Annotated in this window: 20 protein-coding genes; 7 read left to right on the top strand and 13 right to left on the bottom strand. The window is 73.7% G+C overall.

Annotated elements, in window-relative coordinates:
- Nucleotides 1-24: 24 nt before the first annotated feature.
- The 3 genes from MLUT_RS20570 to MLUT_RS20580 all read right to left on the bottom strand — a co-directional run bounded on the left by MLUT_RS20570 (nucleotide 25) and on the right by MLUT_RS20580 (nucleotide 3,442).
- Complete coding sequence (locus MLUT_RS20570; RefSeq protein ID WP_012751060.1) at nucleotides 25-1,044, bottom strand: type II secretion system F family protein; 1,020 nt, start codon at nucleotides 1,042-1,044, stop codon at nucleotides 25-27.
- 104 nt (nucleotides 1,045-1,148) lie between these two features.
- A complete protein-coding gene (locus tag MLUT_RS20575; RefSeq protein ID WP_012751061.1) occupies nucleotides 1,149-2,474 on the bottom strand; it encodes a TadA family conjugal transfer-associated ATPase in 1,326 nt (441 codons plus the stop codon).
- A 158-nt stretch (nucleotides 2,475-2,632) separates the two neighbouring features.
- Nucleotides 2,633-3,442 carry an NUDIX hydrolase gene (locus tag MLUT_RS20580; protein WP_010080287.1) on the bottom strand — a complete coding sequence of 270 codons (810 nt, stop codon included), beginning with the start codon at nucleotides 3,440-3,442 and terminating at the stop codon, nucleotides 2,633-2,635.
- Nucleotides 3,443-3,478: 36 nt separating this feature from the next.
- Between MLUT_RS20580 and MLUT_RS20585 the strand changes: the two genes are divergently transcribed.
- The gene (locus MLUT_RS20585) at nucleotides 3,479-4,684 is read left to right on the top strand and encodes an NAD(P)-binding domain-containing protein (RefSeq protein WP_010080286.1); all 1,206 of its coding nucleotides are present in this window, start codon (nucleotides 3,479-3,481) and stop codon (nucleotides 4,682-4,684) included.
- Between the two features lie 17 nt (nucleotides 4,685-4,701).
- Here MLUT_RS20585 and nth read toward each other — a convergent pair whose 3' ends face one another.
- Entirely contained in the window at nucleotides 4,702-5,508 is an 807-nt protein-coding gene (gene nth / locus MLUT_RS20590; RefSeq protein ID WP_010080285.1) for an endonuclease III, read from the bottom strand.
- Between the two features lie 234 nt (nucleotides 5,509-5,742).
- On the opposite strand from nth, the gene acs reads away from it, so the two are divergent.
- Complete coding sequence (acs, locus tag MLUT_RS20595; RefSeq protein WP_010080284.1) at nucleotides 5,743-7,683, top strand: acetate--CoA ligase; 1,941 nt, start codon at nucleotides 5,743-5,745, stop codon at nucleotides 7,681-7,683.
- Between the two features lie 76 nt (nucleotides 7,684-7,759).
- Here the strand turns inward: acs and MLUT_RS20600 are convergent, their stop codons facing one another.
- The 4 genes from MLUT_RS20600 to MLUT_RS20615 form a co-directional block, all read right to left on the bottom strand.
- A complete protein-coding gene (locus MLUT_RS20600; protein WP_010080283.1) occupies nucleotides 7,760-8,242 on the bottom strand; it encodes a GntR family transcriptional regulator in 483 nt (160 codons plus the stop codon).
- Entirely contained in the window at nucleotides 8,214-8,399 is a 186-nt protein-coding gene (locus MLUT_RS20605; protein ID WP_010080282.1) for a methionine/alanine import family NSS transporter small subunit, read from the bottom strand. Before MLUT_RS20605 ends, MLUT_RS20600 begins: the two co-directional genes overlap by 29 nt.
- Nucleotides 8,400-8,402: 3 nt before the next feature.
- Nucleotides 8,403-10,046 (bottom strand): sodium-dependent transporter, encoded by a 1,644-nt coding sequence (locus MLUT_RS20610; protein ID WP_010080281.1) that lies wholly within the window; start codon nucleotides 10,044-10,046, stop codon nucleotides 8,403-8,405.
- A 119-nt stretch (nucleotides 10,047-10,165) separates the two neighbouring features.
- Nucleotides 10,166-11,464, bottom strand: a complete 1,299-nt coding sequence (locus tag MLUT_RS20615; RefSeq protein WP_010080280.1) for a MarP family serine protease — start codon at nucleotides 11,462-11,464, stop codon at nucleotides 10,166-10,168.
- A 174-nt stretch (nucleotides 11,465-11,638) separates the two neighbouring features.
- On the opposite strand from MLUT_RS20615, the gene MLUT_RS20620 reads away from it, so the two are divergent.
- A complete protein-coding gene (locus MLUT_RS20620; RefSeq protein ID WP_010080279.1) occupies nucleotides 11,639-12,316 on the top strand; it encodes a Crp/Fnr family transcriptional regulator in 678 nt (225 codons plus the stop codon).
- Nucleotides 12,317-12,346: 30 nt separating this feature from the next.
- On the opposite strand, the gene MLUT_RS20625 is transcribed toward MLUT_RS20620, so the two are convergent.
- From MLUT_RS20625 to sp36, 3 genes are read right to left on the bottom strand one after another with little or no spacing between them, the layout of a single operon-like run.
- Nucleotides 12,347-13,249 (bottom strand): NUDIX hydrolase, encoded by a 903-nt coding sequence (locus tag MLUT_RS20625; protein WP_012751062.1) that lies wholly within the window; start codon nucleotides 13,247-13,249, stop codon nucleotides 12,347-12,349.
- On the bottom strand, nucleotides 13,239-13,739 hold the full coding sequence (locus tag MLUT_RS20630) for a RidA family protein (protein ID WP_010080277.1): 501 nt from the start codon (nucleotides 13,737-13,739) through the stop codon (nucleotides 13,239-13,241). The genes MLUT_RS20625 and MLUT_RS20630 overlap by 11 nt, the downstream gene beginning before the upstream one ends.
- The gene (sp36, locus tag MLUT_RS23835; protein WP_010080276.1) at nucleotides 13,736-13,903 is read right to left on the bottom strand and encodes a Sp36 family protein; all 168 of its coding nucleotides are present in this window, start codon (nucleotides 13,901-13,903) and stop codon (nucleotides 13,736-13,738) included. Before sp36 ends, MLUT_RS20630 begins: the two co-directional genes overlap by 4 nt.
- Nucleotides 13,904-14,030: 127 nt before the next feature.
- Here sp36 and MLUT_RS20635 point away from each other — a divergent pair, with 127 nt between their 5' ends.
- Together MLUT_RS20635 and MLUT_RS20640 are read left to right on the top strand one after the other, a co-directional pair.
- Nucleotides 14,031-14,348 carry a transposase gene (locus MLUT_RS20635; RefSeq protein WP_010080477.1) on the top strand — a complete coding sequence of 106 codons (318 nt, stop codon included), beginning with the start codon at nucleotides 14,031-14,033 and terminating at the stop codon, nucleotides 14,346-14,348.
- 17 nt (nucleotides 14,349-14,365) lie between these two features.
- Nucleotides 14,366-15,295 carry an IS3 family transposase gene (locus tag MLUT_RS20640; protein ID WP_152744531.1) on the top strand — a complete coding sequence of 310 codons (930 nt, stop codon included), beginning with the start codon at nucleotides 14,366-14,368 and terminating at the stop codon, nucleotides 15,293-15,295.
- A gap of 18 nt (nucleotides 15,296-15,313) precedes the next feature.
- On the opposite strand, the gene MLUT_RS20645 is transcribed toward MLUT_RS20640, so the two are convergent.
- Nucleotides 15,314-16,879: a multicopper oxidase family protein gene (locus MLUT_RS20645; protein WP_012751063.1), complete on the bottom strand. Its 1,566-nt coding sequence runs from the start codon at nucleotides 16,877-16,879 to the stop codon at nucleotides 15,314-15,316.
- 612 nt (nucleotides 16,880-17,491) lie between these two features.
- A complete protein-coding gene (locus MLUT_RS20650) occupies nucleotides 17,492-18,358 on the bottom strand; it encodes a F510_1955 family glycosylhydrolase (protein WP_010080271.1) in 867 nt (288 codons plus the stop codon).
- Nucleotides 18,359-18,514: 156 nt separating this feature from the next.
- On the opposite strand from MLUT_RS20650, the gene MLUT_RS20655 reads away from it, so the two are divergent.
- Together MLUT_RS20655 and MLUT_RS20660 are read left to right on the top strand one after the other, a co-directional pair.
- Nucleotides 18,515-19,234: a response regulator transcription factor gene (locus tag MLUT_RS20655; protein WP_010080270.1), complete on the top strand. Its 720-nt coding sequence runs from the start codon at nucleotides 18,515-18,517 to the stop codon at nucleotides 19,232-19,234.
- A complete protein-coding gene (locus MLUT_RS20660; protein WP_010080269.1) occupies nucleotides 19,231-20,400 on the top strand; it encodes a HAMP domain-containing sensor histidine kinase in 1,170 nt (389 codons plus the stop codon). Before MLUT_RS20655 ends, MLUT_RS20660 begins: the two co-directional genes overlap by 4 nt.
- The last annotated feature ends 60 nt before the right edge of the window (nucleotides 20,401-20,460 follow it).

Here is a 20,460-nt window from a genome sequence, read left to right on the forward strand (position 1 = left end):
GGACGCCCCGGCGTCGCCGCCGCCTCAGCCCGGTCCCGCCCTGAGCAGGGCCATGACGACGGGCACCACGCCCCAGCACACGAAGGCGGGCAGCAGGCACAGCCCCAGCGGCATCACCAGGCACACGGCGAGCTCCTCGGCCGCCCGTTCGTCGGCCCGTCGGGTCTGCTGACGGACGGCGGCGGCGGTCTCGGCCAGCGTGCGGGCGCCGGCCATCCCGGACCGATGCAGCGGTCGCAGTCGGGCGGCGGTCTCGATCCACACCGGGTCCGTGTCGAGGCCCGCCCACGCCTCGTCCCAGTCCCGGCCCCACAGCAGCAGCGCCGCCGTGGCCCGCAGGCCGCGGGCGCCCGGCAGGGTCCGGCCGAGGTCGTCCAGCGCGGCGGGCAGGGATCGGCCGGCGCTGAGCAGCGCCGCCAGCACGTCCAGCACGACGGCGGCGCCCACCGCCGCCGGCTCGCGCGCGGCCGCACGCAGCAGCAGGCGCGTCCAGGACCGCCCGGCCAGCCAGAACAGCAGCCCCACCGCGGCGACCACGGCGCCGAAGGGCGAGCGGACCAGGTCCCACGGGGAGGTGCCGAGCAGCCACGCGAGGCCGAGGCCGCCCAGGGGCAGCCACTGCAGCAGTCGGGACGTCGCGCCCGGCCCCGCCGCGGCCGAGCGGCGGGCCCGGGCCGCGTCCACGTCCGCCTCGAGACTGTGGGCCAGCCGCCGGGCCACGGCTGCGGGAGCGGCACCCGCCCGGGCCCCGGCCGCGAGCGCCGCGTCGACCAGCGCCCAGCCCGGGTCCCGTGCGGGGGTCCGCCAGGGCAGGGTCCCGCCGCGGCGCGCCGCCTCCCCGGTCGGCGCATGCGACGCCGGCACATCCCAGGCCAGCGCCTCGGCCCGGCGTCGGGCGTGGTGATGGGCACAGCATGCGGTCCCCACCTCGCCCGGGTCCGACCCGCAGGCGGGCAGGGTGCACGCGGTCTCCCGCCAGGCCTGCTCCTCGGTCAGGCCGGCCGAGACGAGGGCGGCCCAGCGGCGCAGGACGCCGACGAGCACCTCCGTCTCCTCCTCCGGCCTCGCCCGCCCCGCCCGCCAGGGCGGCAGCGCCACGGCACGCCCAGCGCGCGACCGTCGTGCCTGCCCGGCTGCCGTCGTCGTGCTCACCGGCCGCTCCGCCCCGCCAGCCGGGCTGCGAACGCGGGCACGCCGGGTCCCTCGACGGTCCGCCCACCCGCCGCCTCCGTCCCGGGCCGCCACGTGAGGGCGGGCAGCAGGGCGAACCCGTCGGCGCGCGGGTCCGGGACGGCGAGTTCGACTGGATGCCGCCCGTGGCCGTCGCGGGCGACGTGCAGCACGGCGTCCACGCCGGCGCGGGCCTGCGCGGCCACCGTCTCGGGCCGCCAGCTGGCCAGGGAGGCCATGGCCGTCAGCCGGGCGGGCACCTCGGCGGCGGCGTTGGCGTGCAGGGTGCCCCACGCGCCCTGGTGTCCCGTGTTCAGGGCGGTGAGGACGTCGGCCACCTCGGCGCCGCGGCACTCGCCGACCACGAGCCGGTCCGGCCGCATCCGCAGCGCGTGGCGGACGAGCTCGGCCAGTCCGACCTCGCCGGCGCCCTCCGCGTTGGCGGCGCGGCACTGCAGGGCGACCACGTGCGGGTGATCGGGCGCGGCCTCGGCCGTGTCCTCCACGACGACGATCCGTTCGTCCCCCGGCACCCGGCCGAGGGCCGCGGAGAGCAGCGTGGTCTTGCCCGCCCCGGTCGCGCCGCTGACCAGGACGGTGGCACGGTCGCGCACGAGCGCCTCGAGGGCGTCGGCCCAGAGGGCGCCGTCCGGCCAGCCGTCGGCCAGCGCGGTCAGCGACGGCGTCGTCGCGGCCGGGATCCGCAGGCTCAGCAAGGTGCCGCCGCCGCTGACCGGGGGCAGGACCGCGTGGACGCGCACGCCGCCCACGCGGGCGTCGGCCAGCGGCACCGCCGCGTCGAGGCGCCGGCCGGCCCGGTGCAGCAGCCGCACCGCGAGCGCCCGGGCGGTCTCGGGGTCGAGCCGACCGGGGCGGCGGACGAGGCCCTCGTCCCCGTCGGTCCACACCGCGCCCGCGCCGTCCACGAGCACGTCGGTCACGCCCGGGGTGCGCACCCAGGGTGCGAGCGGGCCGAAGCCGTCGAGCTCATCGACCAGCGCCGCCACGCGCGGGTCGTCGATCGGCGCGTCGAGGGCCTCGGCGATCAGCGGGACCAGCGGCGGCTCCGCCCCGTCTGCGGCCGACGCACGGGCCTCGGCCACGCGCCGGCGCACGACGGCGGCGTCCAGCCCGCCGGGGCCCGCTGCGGGTGCGGCCAGCGGCGGCGCGGCGACCTGCGTGCGTTCCGGCTCGGCCGGGTCAGTGCGGGGCCACGGGAACCGTCGGCTGCCCTCGGGCGGGGCGGGGCGGCGGCGGCGGCCCCGGGGCGGGCGGGCCGGGGCGGCGGGGACGAACGGGCGCATGGCGGGCCTCCTGCGGGTCGGGGCGGCGGCCGCGGTCCGCGGCCGCCGGCCCGTCCAGTCCACCGTCCCGCCCGGGCGCCTGCGCCCCCGGCCCCGCCGCTGGGGACACGGGCCCGCCCTCCGGCGCCTGTGCAGGAGCGGACGGCGGCGCGCAGCCGTCAGCCGCGCAGGATCCGGTGGGTCCGCGCGTCACGCACGCGGGAGTCGTCCCACGGCACGTCCCAGCCCAGCAGTGCCAGCACACGGTCCAGCAGCGCCGCCGTGAACCCCCACACCAGGCGCTCGCCCACGAGAAAGCCCGGCGTCTCGCCGCGTCGCCCGCCGGGCCGGGCCACGCGGCACCGGTTCGCGGGGTCCACCAGGTCCGCGACCGGCATCCGGAACACGGCCGCGGCCTCGGCCTGGTCGACCACCGCCACGCGACTGGGGTCCCGCCACCACCCGAGCACCGGGTGCACCACGTTCCCGGAGACCACCACCGGCACCGCCGGCAGCACGCCCAGGACCTCCACGCCGGCCGGGTCCAAGCCGGTCTCCTCCTGCGCCTCGCGCAGGGCCGTGGCCACGACGTCGGCGTCCTCGGGGTCGACGCGACCGCCGGGGAACGCGATCTGCCCTGCGTGCTGGCGCAGGGTGGCGGCGCGCTGGGTCAGCAGCACGTCCACGTGCGGGTGCACGCGCTCGGCGTCGTGACGGGCGGGGACGTCGTCGAGGGCGCCGAACAGGATCAGCACGGCGGAGGGGCGCGGATCGCCGGACCGGGGCCAGTCGAAGCCCCACATCGGCACGGCCTCGGGCGGGATTGTGGTGAGCGAGGCCGGGTCGTGGTGACCGGGCGCGTCCGCAGGGGCCGCGCCCCACCGCGCCACGAGCTCCGCCAGCTGGTCCCGCGCACCCGCCAGGGACGCGTCGGACGTCCCGACGGCGTCGCGGGAGGTCGGGCGGGGGCTCGCGGGGGTCTCAGACATGGCCCCCACGCTAGCCGCCGGTCGTAGCCTCGGGACATGACGGCTCCCCTGACCTCGCCCCCGGCGGCCACCGCGTCCCCGGATCCGGTGGACGTCGCGGTGATCGGCGCCGGCCAGGCCGGACTGGCGGCCGGGTACTTCCTGGCGCGGGCCGCGCGGGACGTCGGCCGCGGACGCCGGCCGGGCCCGCCGCCGTCGTTCGTCCTGCTCGACGCGTCCGCCCGGCCCGGCGGCGCGTGGCCGCACCACTGGGACTCCCTGCGCCTGTTCTCCCCCGCCGAGCACTCCTCCCTGCCGGGCCGACCCATGCCGCCGTCGCCCGGCCCCGGCACCCCGGACGCCGGGCACGTCGTCGCGTACCTGGCCGACTACGAGGACCGCTACGGGCTGCCGGTGCGCCGGGGCGTGCGTGTCGCGGAGGTGACGCACGACGCCGCCGCGTCCCCTCCGTTCACCCTGCAGCTCGAGGACGGCACGGCCCTGGGCGCCCGCGCGGTGGTCTCCGCCACCGGCTCGTTCACCCGCCCGTTCATGCCGGCCCTCCCGGGCGTCGACCACTTCGGCGGCACGCAGCGGCATTCCGCCGCGTACCGCTCCCCCGACGCGTTCACCGGGCGGCACGTCCTCGTGGTGGGCGGCGGCAACTCGGGCGCCCAGATCGCGGCGGACCTGCTGCTGGCGGGTGTCGCCACCACGTGGGCCACCCGGCGTCCGCCCCGGTTCATGCCGGACGACGTGGACGGGCGGGTGCTCTTCGATCGGGCCTCGGCGCGCGTGCTGGGCCGCTCCGAGGCGCGCGTGGGCGACCTCGGGGACATCGTCATGGTGCCCTCGGTGATCCGCGCCCGCGACGGGGCCGGGCTCCACGCGGTCCCCGCGCCCACCGCGCTCACGCCGGACGGCGTCCGCTGGGACCACGACGCCGGCGCGAGCCACGGCTGGCCCGCCGCCAACCGCGCCGCGGCCCGGGTGCGCGGCGCCGAGCACCCGGTGGACGACATCGTCTGGTGCACGGGCTTCCGGGCGGACCTGCGCCATCTGCGGGGCCTCGAGCTGACCCGCCACCCCTCCGGGGCGCCGGCGACGGAGCGTGCACTGCCGACCGCCTCGGTGGACGTGCCGGGGCTGCACCTGCTCGGCTACGACGACTGGTGCGGGGCCGCCTCGGCCACGCTCGCGGGCGTGGGGGCTCACGCGCGCCGGGCGGTCGCCGCGATCCTCGCGGGTCTCACCGAAGGCTGAGCGGGCAGGCCGGGCGCTCAGGCCTCCAGCCCGTGGCCGAGGGCGCGCAGCTCCCGGCGCGTCCGCCCCGCGCGCAGGAGCTCGAGCAGCTCCTCCCGGCCGGGCTTGAGCTCGTAGGCCAGCAGGGCGCGCGCCCGCTCGGGGTCGGTCTCCCCCGCGCCGTAGGACGGGCACCAGCGGGCGATCGGGCACGCCCCGCACGCCGGGCGGCGCGCGTGGCACACGCGGCGGCCGTGGAAGATCAGCCGGTGGGAGAGCATCGTCCAGTCCCGGCGGGGGAACAGGGCGCCCACGGCGTGCTCGACCTTCACCGGGTCGGTCTCGTCCGTGAACCCCAGGCGCCGGGCGAGCCGGCCGAAGTGCGTGTCCACGGTGATCCCGGGCTGGCCGAAGGCGTTGCCGAGCACCACGAACGCGGTCTTGCGGCCCACCCCGGGCAGCGCCACGAGGTCCTCGAGACGGGCGGGGACCTCGCCGTCGTGCCGGCCCACGAGCTCCTGGGACAGCCGCAGGATCGCGGAGGCCTTGTTCCGGTAGAACCCCGTGGAGCGCACGAGCTCCTGCAGCTCGGGCTCGGTGGCCGCGGCCATCGCGTGGGCATCCGGGAAGCGGGCGAACAGCGCCGGCGTGGCTGCGTTGACCCGCACGTCGGTGGTCTGGGCGGACAGCACCGTGGCCACGAGCAGCTCGAACGGCGTCTCGAAGTCCAGCTCGGCGACGGCGTACGGGTACGTCTCGGCCAGGATCCGGTCGATCCGCCGCGCCCGGCGCACCAGGGCCAGCCGGGTCTCCCCGGTCGGCGTGCCCGTCGACTCCGTCTCCATCCGCGTGTCCTCCCGCCCTCGTGCGATCCGCTCAGGTCCGACCATCCTAGGGAGCGGGGCGCATGCCGACGTCCACACCGGGTCCGGCCCCCGCTTCCGGGCGCGATGCGACACACAGGACCCGAGGATTTGTGGCGACGACGCCGCGCGCGGCATGCTGAGGCGGGAGACTAGTGTGGGACGCGTCACATCCGCGCCACGCACCGACCGCACCACCCCGAAAGGACCCCGTCGATGGACGAGCAGATCCCCACGTTCCCGCCCCCGGCCGAGTTCGCCGCCCAGGCGGTGGCCGGAGCCGACCTGTACGAGGAGGCCGCCGAGGACCGCCTGGCCTACTGGGCCCGCCGCGCCCGCGAGATCCTGCACTGGGAGCAGGACTTCACCGACGTCCTGGACTGGTCCGACGCGCCCTTCGCGAAGTGGTTCGTCGGCGGCACCACCAACGCCGCGTACAACGCCCTGGACCGCCACGTCGAGGCCGGCCACGGCGACCGCGTGGCCATCCACTTCGAGGGCGAGCCCGGCGACACCCGGACCTACACCTACGCCGACCTGGCCGCCGAGGTCCGGCGCGCCGCCAACGCGTTCGAGTCCCTCGGCGTGGCCAAGGGCGACCGCGTGGCCGTCTACCTGCCGATGATCCCCGAGGCCGTCATCACGATGCTCGCGTGCGCGCGCATCGGCGCGGTCCACTCCGTGGTGTTCGGCGGCTTCTCCTCCGACGCCCTGCGCTCCCGCGTGGACGACGCCGAGGCCAAGCTCGTCGTCACGGCGGACGGCTCCTTCCGCCGCGGCAAGCCCTCCATGCTCAAGCCCGCCGTGGACCAGGCCCTCTCCGCGCCGGGCCACACCGCCGAGCACGTGCTCGTGGTCCGCCGCAACGAGGCCGAGGTCGAGATGACCGAGGGCCGCGACCTGTGGTGGCACGACGTCGTGGACGGCCAGTCCGACGAACACGAGCTCGTGTGGCACGACGCCGAGCACCCGCTCTACATCCTGTACACCTCCGGCACCACCGGGAAGCCGAAGGGCATCCTGCACACCACCGGCGGCTACCTCGTGCAGGCCGCGGCCACCCACCACGACACCTTCGACCTGCACCCGGAGTCGGACGTCTTCTGGTGCACCGCCGACGTCGGCTGGGTCACCGGGCACTCCTACGTCGCCTACGCGCCGCTGGTCAACGGCGCCACCCAGGTGATCTACGAGGGCACCCCGGACTCCCCGCACCAGGGCCGCTGGTGGGAGATCGTGCAGAAGTACGGCGTGAGCATCCTCTACACGGCGCCGACGGCGATCCGCACGTTCATGAAGTGGGGCCGGCACATCCCGGACGAGTACGACCTCTCCAGCCTGCGCGTGCTCGGCTCCGTGGGCGAGGCCATCAACCCGGAGGCCTGGCGCTGGTACCACGAGGTCATCGGCGCCGGCCGCTGCCCCATCGTGGACACCTGGTGGCAGACCGAGACGGGCGCCCACATGCTCACCCCGCTGCCCGGCGTGACCACCCTCAAGCCCGGTTCCGCCCAGAGGCCGGTGCCCGGCGTCGTGCTGGAGGTCGTGGACGAGCTCGGCGAGCCCATGACGGACACGAGCGCGGGCTTCCTCGTGGTGCGCGAGCCGTGGCCGGCCATGCTGCGCGGCATCTGGGGCGACCGGGAGCGCTTCAAGGAGACCTACTGGTCCCGCTTCCCCGGCATGTACTTCGCCGGCGACGGCGCCCGCTACGACGAGGACGGCGACATCTGGCTGCTGGGCCGCGTGGACGACGTCATGAACGTCTCCGGCCACCGCCTGTCCACCACCGAGATCGAGTCCTCCCTCGTGGCGCACCCGTCCGTGGCCGAGTCCGCGGTGGTCGGTGCGAAGGACGAGACCACGGGTGAGGCGGTCGTCGCGTTCGTCCTGCTCACCGCGGTCGCCGTCGCGGCCGACCGCGACGTCGCCGAGGTCGAGGAGGAGCTGCGGCAGCACGTGGGCAAGGACATCGGCCCCATCGCCAAGCCCAAGCGCGTGCTCGTGGTCCCCGAGCTGCCCAAGACGCGCTCCGGCAAGATCATGCGCCGTCTGCTCAAGGACGTGGCCGAGGGCCGCGACCCGGGCGACTCCACCACGCTGGCCGACCCCACGGTCATGCAGCGCATCGTGGAGACGCTCGCCCCGAAGGCCTGAGCCGGCACGACGACGCCGCCCCCGGTCCGCACGCTGCGTGCGGTCCGGGGCGGCGTCGTCGGTGGGCGGGCCCGGCTCAGGCGCGGGCGGCCGCGTCCCGGCGGACCAGCTCCACGGCCTCGTCGGGCGTGTAGCCGAGGCGCTCGAGCAGGGTGTCGAGACAGCGGCGCACCGCCTGGTGCGCGGCGTCCGCGCGGGCGTCGGCCGAGGCGGCCACGAACGTGCCCGCGCGCCCCCGGGTGCGGATGGTGCCGTGCGCCTCGAGCTCCTTGTAGGCCCGGGCCACGGTGCCCGGTGCCACGCCGAGCTCGGCGGCGAGCGCGCGCACGGGCGGCAGTCGGTCCCCGCGGGCGAGGGATCCGGAGGCGACGCCGGCCAGGACCGCATCCACGATCTGCCGGTAGGGCGGGGCCGACAGGCTCCCGTCCACCGCCACGACCGGCAGGGAGGCGGAGACCACGCCCGCGGCCCCGCCGGCGACCGGGGCCGCGGACGGGGCCGCCGCGGACGGACCGGGGGCCCTCATCGTCTCACCGGTGCTGCGCGTCGAGACGGCCATCCTCGCGCTCCCACACGGCGGGGGCCAGTTCGTCCTCGATGGCGAGATCGCCCGAGGAGTCGTCCGGGTGGCGGAGCAGGTGGATGGCGGAGACCGCGAGGCCGCCCCACACCAGGAGGATGGCCAGGGACATCATGACGATCGCTGCGGTGCTCATCGGTCAGAGCTCCTTCCGGGTGGCGGCCGCGGGCACCACCGGCAGGGCGCCGGTGGGGACGGTGCCCTCGGGCACGGCGTTGTGCGGGATGAGGTCGCCGTGGATCTCGCTGTCCAGGTCCTCCGCGTAGAGGTTGGACTTGCGGGACCACGGGATCAGGGAGAGCAGGACGGCCAGGGCGACGGAGCCGAGCGCGATGCCCCAGCCGAAGACGCCGAGGAAGTCGCCCGGGTAGCCCTCATAGCCCTCCGCGATCACCTTCATGATCCAGGAGAGCCAGATGTAGGCGAGCACGATCGGCATGAGCACGCCGATCAGCAGCACGTACCCGCGGCCGACCTTGAAGGAGGAGACGGCGTTGAGGTGCGCCGTGATGCGGCGGGCCGAGCCCAGTGCGCCGGTGACCAGGAGCACCGACAGGAGCGCCGCGCCCACGATGCCGAAGTTGTTGGCGAACGCGTCCATGGTGTCGAGCATCTGCAGGCCCGTGGTGGTGGAGAACAGGGCGAGGGAGACCACCCCGGACAGGCCGATCACGACGATCGTGGCCGTCCAGCGGCCCCAGCCGAGCTTGTCCTTCACGGCGGAGATGACGACCTCGAGGATCGAGATCAGCGAGGTGAAGCCGGCGACCACGAGCGAGCCGAAGAACAGCACGCCGATCAGGGCGCCGAGCGGGGCCTGCGAGATCAGGGTGGGGAAGGCGATGAACGCCAGGCCGATGCCGCTGCCGGCCACCTCGGACACGGACACGCCGGAGGCCTGCGCCATGAAGCCCAGGGCGGAGAACACGCCGATGCCGGCCAGGATCTCGAAGCCCGAGTTGGAGAAGCCGACGACCAGGCCGGAGCCGGTGAGGTTCGTGCGGCGGTTGAGGTAGGAGGCGTAGGTGATCATGATGCCGAAGCCGACGGACAGCGAGAAGAAGATCTGGCCGTAGGCGGCGATCCAGACGCCGGGGTCCGCGAGCGCGGCCCAGTTCGGCGTGAACAGGGCGTCCAGGCCCTGGGCGGCGCCCGGCAGGGTGAGGGCGATGCCGACGAGGATCAGGAACATCACGATGAGCAGCGGGATGCCGACCATCGAGGCCAGGGCCACGCCCCGGCGCACGCCGAAGCCCATGATGAGCAGCGTGATCACCCAGACGGCGAGCATGGGCCAGAAGACGCCCGAGACGAAGTCGAAGGACGGGGACGGGTCGTCGGCGACCCGCAGGTAGTCGCCCATGAGGAAGGTCTCCGGGTCCTCGCCCCACCGCTGGTCCACGGAGAACCAGGTGTACATGATCGCCCAGCCGATGATCGCGGCGTAGTAGATCCCGATGACGACGCAGATGAGCACCTGCCACCAGCCGACGGCCTCGGTCCACCGGGACAGGCGCCGGAACGCCAGAGGCGCGGAGCCGCGGAAGCGGTGGCCGATCGCGTAGTCGAAGAACAGCAGCGGGATGCCCGCCGTGAGCAGCGCGATCAGGTAGGGGATGACGAACGCGCCGCCGCCGTTCTCATAGGCGACGTAGGGGAAGCGCCAGATGTTGCCGAGGCCCACGGCGGAGCCGATGGCCGCCAGGATGAAGGCCCACCGGCCGGTGAACTCCTCCCGGGTGCGCTTCGGCGCCGTGGCGGGCGCGGAGACGGTGCTGGACATGCAGGACCTCCGAGGGTCGGGGAAACTCGAGTGTGACGGATGCCACAATAGTCGACGCGGGCCGTTACCGGACAGTCCGGTCCGGAATGCGGGCGTCAGGCGCGTGGCGCGGCGCCGGCTCAGCCGCCCGGGACGCAGTCCCCCGAGGGGACCGTGGCTGTCATCCCCGGGGCCGCGGCGACGACGGGGGCGATGGTGTCCGCCGTCAGGGCGTAGCCGACGGCGTCCGAGCCCGGGGCCCGGGCGAACACCAGACCGGCCAGGTTCCCGGCGGCGTCCACCACCGGGCCGCCCGAGTAGCCGTGGCGGATGTCCGCCGCGAGGGTGTAGACGTCCACCATGCTCGCGGCACCGGTCAGGACGTCGCCGAGCGGCACCTCGCCGACGGCCTGCACGGTCGCGGGGGTGGAGGCGAGCGGGCCGCCGTCGGGGTACCCCAGGACGGAGGCCGACGCGCCGCCCGTCAGCTCGGCCCCGACCGGCATGACGGGCAGGTCCGCGTCGTCGACCGCCAGGACGGCGAGGTCGTGCGCCGTGTCCAGGTGGACGACCCGCGCCGCGTGCACGCCGCGGGCGCGGTCCGTCACGGTGGGGGCGTCCACGCCGAGGACCACGTGCGCGTTCGTGAGCACGCGGTCCGGGGCCACGGCCACGCCCGAGCCGCTCTGCACCTGGTTGCACTGCGCGGCCGTCCCGGTCAGCCGGACGACGGCGGCCGACGCCGAGGAGGCGGCGGGAGTCGAGGGGGCGGCCGTCGACGTCGACGAGGCGGGGGCGGTCGTCGTGGCCGACGGCGGGGCGGACGGGGAGGAGGCGGCCGAGGGCAGACCCGGCGTCGCGGCCGGGGCCGGAGCGGCGCGGACGCCGTCGTCGGTCTCCGGGACGGGGGCGGGCAGCTCGAGCTCCGGCAGCACGTCCAGGTCGGCGACGGCGGAACGCGAGCGGGCAGCCCAGGCCAGGAGCGAGTCGGGCATCACGGTGTCCAGCGCTGCGATCACCCGCGAGCGGGTCACCTCACGGGTGACCGCGGTGGAGCCGGAGGCCGCGATGGAGAACGCCACGAGCCAGAGGACGAGGGCGCCCGCGAGACCGGTGGCGAGCGCGCCGAGCAGGCGGTCGACGAGTCGCAGCGCCGGCAGGTTCACGCGCAGCCGGATCGCCTCGCCGATGGCGGCGCCCACGTACTGGCCCGCCGCCACGAGCAGGACGAGGGTGGCGATCAGCGCGGCCCACCGCCACTGCGGCGCGGTGACGAACTTCGCCACCTCAGGCAGGGCGTAGAACGCGATCGCAGCGCCGCCGACCAGGCCGACGAGGTTGCCCAGCACCACCCACAGGCCGCGACGGTGACCCTGGACCAGGAGCATCGCGAGCGCGACGATGAGCAGGACGTCCAGCCACGTCAGACCCAGCGGCATGGGCGACCTCCTTCGGATGTGACGGCACCGGCCACGCACGGGGACGGCCCGCGCACCCGGTGGAGGATCCAGGGTATCGGCCCGCACTGGGGTATGGGGCACAATGGACGCCAGTGAACCGGGCGGCTCCTCCGCCGCGGTGTGAGGAACTGGCCACAGAGAGGACACGCACACATGGATCTCGAGGTTCTGCGGAAGGCTCCGCTGTTCACCAACCTGGACGACGAGGTGTTCGCCATCCTCACCTCGGAGCTGACCGAGGTGGAGCTCTCCCGCGGCGCGTCCGCGTTCCACGAGGGCGACCAGGGCGATCAGCTGTACGTGATCATGTCCGGCAAGATCAAGCTCGGCCGCACCGCCTCGGACGGCCGCGAGAACCTCGTGGCCGTGCTCGGCCCCGGCGAGATCTTCGGCGAGATGGCCCTGTTCAACCCCGCCCCGCGCAACGCCACCGCCACCGCGGTGTCCGCCACGCGCCTGGCCGGTCTGCGCCACGAGAACCTGCGCCGCGCCATCGCCTCGTCGCCGGATGTGTCGGTCCAGCGGCTCCAGGCCCTGGCCCAGCGCCTGTCCAAGACCAACGAGTCCCTGGCGGACCTGGTGTTCTCGGACGTGCCGGGCCGCGTGGCCAAGGCGCTCCTGGACCTCGCGGACCGCTTCGGCCGCCCGGCCGCGGACGGCCTGCTGGTGGCGCACGACCTCACGCAGGAGGAGCTCGCCCAGCTGGTGGGCGCGTCCCGCGAGACCGTGAACAAGGCCCTGGCCGAGTTCGTCCAGCGCGGCTGGATCCGCCTGGAGAACCGCGCCGTGGTCATCCTGGACCTGCAGCGTCTGCGCCAGCGTTCGCGCTGACGCTCCCCGCCCTGGAGCGGGCCACCCCGGTCAGTCCCGGGTGGCCCGCTCCACGCGCATCCGGGGGGTGCCGTCGTCGCCGGCCTCGGTGACCAGGTGGTATTCCGGCACGGGGCCACGCCGGGCACAGGGCGTGACGGAGAGCAGGAAGGCGGCGGCCGTCCGGTGCGCCGCGACCCGACGCACGATCACCTGCGTCAGCGGGGTCGCCACCTGGTCGAAGGGTGCCGTGCCCTCCGCCCCGGCGGGTCCGGGCAGCCGCAGCGGGCCGGCCAGTGCGCGACACGCGGGCACCCACGCCTGGAGTTCGGGACCGGGTTCCTCGGGTGCCGGCGCGGACTGCACCGGTGGGGTCGTCGTGGCGAACACGGCCGTGTCGAAGCGTCGGTGGACGTGGGGCGCGGAATGCCAGCGCATGACGGGGCGCAGCAGGTCGGCGCGCAGTCCGAGGCCGCGCGCGGCCAGCAGATGGGGCAGACTCTCCGAGCCCTCCTCGAGGGAGCTGCGGCCCCCGCCCCAGGTCTCGACGCGCGCCGTGGACACGACGTCCGTGTCGGAGCGACCGGCGAGAAGCACTCCGGCCTCGTCGTGGAGCTGACGGACGGCGGCCACCACGTGCTGCCGCGCACGCCGCCGGTCCGTGGTCCCGAACGTGTGGGCCCACTGGGAGGGCTCGGGCCCATACCACGGGCACGAGTCGGCGTCGGACTCGATGAGCGCGCCGCCGGGCAGGCCCACGCGGCCGAGCGGGGTGCGTCCCGCGCGGTGACGGAGGAAGACCTCCGGGCCGTCGTCGCCGTCGCGTACGAGCACCACGGCCGACGCGGGCCGGGCCGGGCGCACCTGGCGGAAGCGCCGGTCCAGCCACTGGCGGGTGAGGTCCTCCTCCTGCTCCGGGACCGGCAGCAGCAGGCCGGCCGGATCAGCGGACACGGACGGTGATCTCCACCTCGACGGGAGCGTCCATGGGCAGCACGGCCACGCCGACGGCGGAGCGCGCGTGGCGGCCGACCTCGCCGAAGATCTCGGCCAGCACGTCCGAGGCGCCGTTCACCACGCCGGGCTGGCCGGTGAACGCGGGGTCGGAGGCCACGAAGCCGACGACCTTGAGGACCTGGGCGACCCGGTCCAGGTCGCCCAGCAGCTCGTGCACCGCGGCCACCGCGTTCACGGCGCACGCCCGCGCGAGCTCCTGGGCGCGTTCGGGGGTGACCTCCGCGCCCACCTTGCCGGTGGCGGGCAGGGCGCCGGCCACGAAGGGGAGCTGGCCTGAGGTCAGCACGAGGTCGCCGTCCCGCAGGGCCGGGACGTAGGAGCCGACCGGCGCCGCGACGGCGGGTCGGTCGATGCCGAGCGCCGCGAGGCGGGCCGCGACGGCGCCGTCGCCCCAGGTGGGGGCCGAGGACTGCTCCGTCACGTTCACGCCGCCTTCGGACGCTTGAGGTAGGCCACGGGGTTGTTCCCCTCGGGGCCCGGGATCACCGTGACGAGCTCCCAGCCGTCCTCGCCCCACTGGTCGAGGATCTGCTTGGTCGCGTGGATGAGGAGGGGGATCGTGGCGTACTCCCACTGCGTCTGCTGAGTCATGGGACCCACCCTAGCTGTTGTGGGTCATGAGGTTCTTGCCACGGGGTACGGGCTGAGATGAGACGAGCGTGTCGCGCGTCAGACTTAGTGGCAGGGCCGTTATGTAGGCCCTAAAGGAGAGTCAGACATGGGTAGACCACCCTCGATTCCGGCGGAGAAGAAGACCCGGATAGTGCTGAGCGTGCTGGCCGGCGAGATGTCCATCGCCGAAGCGGCACGCAAGGAGAAAGTCAGTGAGCAGTCCATCGGACGGTGGAAGGCCGAGTTCCTGGAAGCCGGCAAGACCGCCCTGGTGGCCGGCAGGTCCGGACCATCCTCCCGAGAGGAACAGCTGGAGGCCGAGGTCGCCGAGCTGACCCAGGCCTTGGGCGAGGCACACCTGGAGGCCAGGGTGTGGAAGAAGTCCGCGGAGGGCCGGCTGGGCCCTTCGAGGACCTCGAGGTGATCCGCGTGGAAGCGGGCATGTCGACCGCGAGGTTCTGCCAGCTCTTCGACATGCCCGAGCGGACCTGGCGCCGCTGGCAGGCCAAGGCCCGCACCGGGACGGCGGTGAAGGGACCGTGGCCGCAACCGGGACGGCAGGCCGCCAGGGAACTGGTGGTCAAGCACGCGCTGGCCCATCCGGCGTGGGGGCATCGGAAGATCTGGGCGATGGTCCGCCACGACGGGCATGTGGTTTCCGAGGCGACCGTGCTGCGGATCCTGCGCGACGAGGGGCTGATTCTGCCCGCGCAGTACCAACGGGAGCGACGGAAGCTGGCCGAGCGGCGCAAGGCCGCGTTCGCCACCGAGCCCTCAGGCCCGAACCAAGTCTGGCAGCTGGACTTCAGCGAGTTCGAGACCACCACCGGAGGGACCTGGCGGCTGGCCGGGTGCCGGGACTACTGGTCCAAGTACGAGCACCCCTTCCACGTTTCGCCCACCGGGAACCAGCACGACGCGATCGACGCGATCGAGTTGGCCCTGGCCGACTACGAGGCCATGTTCGGTCACCCGCTGGTCGAGGCCTGCCCGGTCGATCCCGAGACCGGTGAGCTGTTGCCCGTGGTGACCATCGTGACGGACAACGGCGGGCCGTTCCGGTCCTTCCGCTTCGAGTCCTTCATCGCCGCCCACCCCGAGCTACACCACGTGCGCACCCGAGTGAAGACCCCGGGGCAGAACGGGTCCCGTGAACGCGGCTTCGGCACGCTGAAGTACGAACGGCTCTACCTGGACGAGATCGACGACGCGATCGTGCTCGCCGAGCGGGCCGAGGACTACCGGATCGAGTACAACGAGCTCCGGCCCCACGAGGCCATCTCATGGAACCGGCCCAAGGAGGTGCACCTGGGCCTGGCCGACCCCACCACCCCGACATTCAAAACCAAGGAAATCCTGCCAACTACTTGACGCGGGACAGCGGGAGGGTCAGTGGATGTAGGAGAAGACGCCCATCATCCCGGCCTCGGCGTGGTAGGCGTTGTGGCAGTGGGTTAGCCACTGGCCCGGGTTGTCCGCCTCGAAGTCGAAGACGATGGTTTGCCGGGGTTTGATGATGACCGTGTCCTTGCGGGCGCCATGGTCGGCCAGCTGGAAGGTGTGGCCGTGCAGGTGCATGGGGTGCCACATGTCGGTGTCGTTGGTCATCGTGACCCGCACGCGTTCGTCCAACCGGAGTTCGAAGGCGCCCTCGAAGGGGTTGGCCGGGTCGAAGCGTCGCCCGTTGATGCCCCAGTCGTACTCCATCATCGACCCGGTGAGGCGTACCTCGTGGGTCCTGGTCGGGTCCTTGGGCGGGAGCAGGACGGATTCGTGTGCCTTCAGTCGGCTGCCATCGAGCACGGTTCCGCCCAGGGTCTGCGGGAGCCGACCGGAGAGCGTGGTCTTTGGACCGGCTGCGATGATGCCGTAGGCGTGGCCGGTCTTGCCCTCGGGCAGGGCCAGTACGGGCACCGCCTGGTCGCCGAGGGTGATCAGCACGTCCAGGCGTTCGCCCATCCCCAGGACGACGGCATCGGCCTGGCGGGGCTGGACCGGGAACCCGTCGGTGTGGGTGATGGTCAGTTCCTGGCCGGGGATCCCGACCCGGTAAGCGGTGTCTCCGGCCGCGTTGATCAAGCGCAGGCGGATCCGGTTGCCCGGGGTGCTGGAGAAGGTGTCCGGGTCGGATGGGGGGCGGCCGTTGAACAGGTGCACGGGGATCTTCACGTCGCCGGCGTCCCCGCCCAGATAGTCGCTCTCAGCGCCCATGAGCATGTGCTTCATGGGCATGCCCGAGGAGCTGTCCTGGCTCATGGACCCGTGGTCCATGCCCGCCATGCCGGCCATGCCCTCCATGTCGCCGGACATGTCCATCCCGGCGGAGAGTTCCTCGACGACGTCCTGCGGTGTTCCGGTGATCCCGTCGAGCCAGTCGTCCAGGATCACGACCCATTCCTGGTCGTAGCTGAGGGGCTCGTTGGGGTCCTCGACGATCAGGGCCCCGTACAGGGCGCGTTCGCGCTGGGTGTCGAAGTGGGAGTGGTACCAGTACGTGCCCGGATGGGACAGCCGGAAGTCGTACGTATAGGTTTCTCCGGCGGCGATGGGGTCCTGGGTCACTCCTTGGACTCCGTCGGCGTCGTTGCGCAGGGCCAGCCCGTGCCAGTGCACGCTCGTGTCCTCGGGCAGGTCGTTGGCGACGCTGACCTTGAGCAGGTCCCCGGTCTGGGCGCGCAGCAGCGGCCCGTTGAGGCCGTCGTTGTATCCCCAGGTGGTCAGGCCCCGACCCTGGAGGGAGGTCTCGAGGGGTGCGGCGGAGAGCCGGTGGGTGACGGTGGTGCCCGAGGCGGCGCGTCGTTTCTCGTACTCGGCGACCAGCGGGTCGGTGGGCAGGATGCGCCCTGACGGTTGGGGGCTGATGGCGGGATCGGCGCAGGCGGCCAGCCCGGCCAGCGCCAGGGCCCCGACGGAGGCGCCCAGGAAGGTGCGGCGGGTGGTCAGTGAGGAGGTCATCGGTTCTTCTTTCCGTCATCCGGCCCCGTGTCGCAGGCGGGCGCGACGGGGCCGGGCATGGCTGATCAGTTGCTGGGTGAGGCCGGTGGCGTACCGGGGCTGCGTGCCGCTGTCACCCGGAGGTATTGGCGGACCCTGCGCTCACCGGTGGGGCGCGGCCGGGGGCTTTAGGTGCGGCTGATGGCCAGTTGAGCCAGTGAAGGGTCCACGGGGGCCGGAAATGGGCAACCCAGGGCAGGGGTGGTGCGGTCAGTCCCCCACCAGGGCTAGGCAGGAGGGCCCGGGAGGCCAAGTGGGACACGACAGGTGCCTTGGTCAGGGCCGAGGCGCAGGTATCGTCCACGGCCTCCAGGGCACAGACCGGCAGCCCGGGGTCGGCTGCCTCATCCCCGGCAGGCTCGGCCGGGAGCACGACCTCGGCCACCATGCCGGCCGGACCGATGGCCCCCGGCCCGAGGTGATGAACAGTTGTGGCGGCGGCCGTACCGGTGGCGGCCCAAGCCGCGCTGGTGCCCGTACCAGCGTGCATCCCGAGCAGGCCCAGGATCAACACGAGGGTGCCCAGAACGGTTCGAAGGGCGGGCCAGCCGGACAGGGGGCGGCGGTAGGAGGTCACAGCAGCGATTCGGTGGTGTTCCCGCCGTCCGTGGTGGACAGCACGGTCGAGCCGACGACCAGCAGTGCTTCGGTCCGCCCGTCGTCGGTGATGCCGGCGCCCAGGGCGGAGGCCGTGCCGACCGGGCGGTCGCTGGCGGTCCAGGTGTCGCCGGCGTCGGTGCTGGTCAGCAGGTGTCCCTCGGTGCCGGCGCCCACGGCGGTGGTGTCATCGGCCCAGGCGACCAGGTGCATCAGCTGGGGGGTGTCCAGGGTGGTCCAGGTCGCGCCGTGGTCGGTCGAGCGCAACATGCCGGTTTCGGTGGTGGCCAGCACGGTCCCGGTTTGGGGGGAGATCGCCAGCGATGCCGGGGCGACGGGGATCTCAAGGCTCTGCCAGGTGAGGCCGTCGGTGCTGGCGCGCAGTTGCCCATCGAAGCCGAGGACCCCGTTCGGGCCGGCGGCCAGGGCGTGGAAATCGGATGCGCCGCCGCGGGAGAGCACCGTCCAGCTCTGGCCCCGGTCGGTGGACTCGGCCAGGCCCAGCGGCTCGGGCAGGTCGGTGCGCGGCGCGGGGTGACCCGAGGCCAGGTAGCGGCCCTCGGGAGTCAGGGTGAAACCCATGAAGTCCACGACCGGACCGACCTGGGTCAGCTCCCCGTCCTGGAGCCGGAACAGGCCCTGGTGGGTGGCCAGCAGCACCTCACCGGACTCGGGGTCCCGGGTGAGGGCATGGACGTGGGTGATGGCCGTGCCGGTGCCCTGCGTGCCGGTGCCGGCCGCCGGGGATGTCGCGGGGTTCGGCGCGGCGCAGGCGGTGAGGGTGCCAGCGCCGAGCAGGGTCAGCCCGCCGGCGATCAGGGTTCTGCGGGTCAGGGGGGTCATGGAGCCTTTCCGCCCCGGGCCAAAAGGCGGGGCATCTACCATTGTCGGCCGGTGACGCGCCGGGATGGGGCGGTTTGCCTTGAAGATTCGATGAAGATTCCCCGCCCCGGCACCGTTCTGAGCCGCCGGGGCGCGAGACAGAGCGAGACTGGACCCATGAACTCTGGCACTGGGACTGACACTGGGACTGGTCCGGCGGCCGGCCGGGTGTTGGTGGTCGATGACGAGAAGCCGCTGGCGCGCATGGTGGCCACCTACCTGGAGCGGGCCGGCTACGAGGTGGCTCTCACCCACACCGGCCCGGCCGCAGTGCAGGCCGCCCGGGTTCACGAGCCCGACGTGATGGTCCTGGACCTGGGCCTGCCCGGGCTGGACGGGATCGAGGTGTGCCGGCGGGTGCGGGCCTTCTCCGAGTGCTATGTGCTGATGCTCACCGCCCGCGGCGATGAGCACCACCGGTTGGAGGGATTGGCGGTGGGGGCCGATGACTACATCACCAAACCCTTCAGCGTCCGGGAGCTGGTCGCCCGGGTGGGGGCGGTCATGCGCCGGCCGCGCACAACGGTGTCAGCCCCCGAACCGGAACGGGTCTGCGGTGACCTGGTCATCGACCTGGCCGCCCACGAGGCCCGCGTGTCGGGCCAGGTGGTGCAACTGACGCGCACGGAGTTCGACCTGCTGGCCGCCTTGTCGGGGCGCCCGCACCAGGCCTTCTCCCGGCGCCAGCTGATCGATATCGTCTGGGACCCGGCCTGGGTGGGCGATGAACGGCTCGTGGACGTGCACATCAAGAACCTGCGCCGCAAGCTCGACGCGAACCCGGCCCGCTATATCGACACCGTCCGCGGGGTCGGCTACCGGATGGCGGAGCAATGACCGGCCGGCGGCGCTACCAAGGATTAGCGGCCCGGTTCTTCCTCGCCCAGCTGCTGGTGGTGGGGGCCAGCGTGCTGGCCGCGGTGGTGGTGGCCTCCCTGGCCGGCCCACCACTGTTCCACGAGCACCTGGAACAGGCCGGGGCCGGACACGATGCAGCCCAGATGCTGCACGTGGAGCAGGCCTACCGGGACACCAATTTCTGGACCCTGGGCGTGGCCCTGGCCACGGCCTTGATCTGTTGTCTGGCATTGACCTGGCATGTCGCCCGCCGGATCCAGAGTCCGATCAACGCCCTGACCCAGGCGGCCAAGGCCATGGCCGGTGGACGGTACGACACCCGCGTGCCGGCCATGGGCGCCGGCACCGAGGTGGAGGAGCTGGCAGGGTCTTTCAACACCATGGCCGCACGGCTTCAGCGCACCGAGGACACCCGTCGACGGATGCTCTCGGACCTGGCCCACGAGCTGCGCACCCCCGTCTCCGTGCTGACCGTCTACCACGAGGCCCTGCAAGACGGGGTGTCCCACTGGGACGAGCCCACCGGTGAGCTGATGGGCGAGCAGCTGGCCCGGTTGACCCGGCTGGTGGAGGACATCAACGACGTCTCCCGCGTCGAGGAGGGCCGGATCGAACTGGACCGCAGCCCCCAAGGGGTCAGCGGGCTGCTGCATGCCGCGACCGAGGCCCACAAGGAGGCCTACGCCACCAAGGGCGTGGCCCTGACCATGGACGCCGATCCAGGCCTGGCCGTGGACGTGGACCGCCAGCGCATGGGCCAGGTCCTGGGCAACCTGCTCACCAACGCCCTGCGCCACACCCCGGCCGGGGGCCGGGTCACCCTCGAGGCCCGACAAAGCCCGTCCGGGGTCACGCTCAGCGTCACCGACACCGGGGAGGGGATCTCTCCCGAGCACCTGCCGCACGTCTTCGAACGCTTCTACCGCGGGGACACCGCCCGCGACCGTGACCACGGCGGCTCCGGGGTCGGCCTGGCCATCTCCCGAGCTCTCATCCAGACCCACGGCGGCACCCTGAGCGCCACCTCCACCACGGCCGGGGCGACGTTCACCATCGACCTGCCCACCAAGCAGCCCCCCGACCAGCCCACCTACCGGCGCACCCGTTTATCCACCGTGAACACCGGCGCTCCACCCCTTGAATGATACCCCCGGGGGGTATATACTAAGAGGAGAAGCGCCGTCCGGCGCCGCCCTCAGACCTGA

The sequence above is a fragment of the Micrococcus luteus NCTC 2665 genome, assembly GCF_000023205.1.
In the GTDB taxonomy this organism is placed as follows: domain Bacteria; phylum Actinomycetota; class Actinomycetes; order Actinomycetales; family Micrococcaceae; genus Micrococcus; species Micrococcus luteus.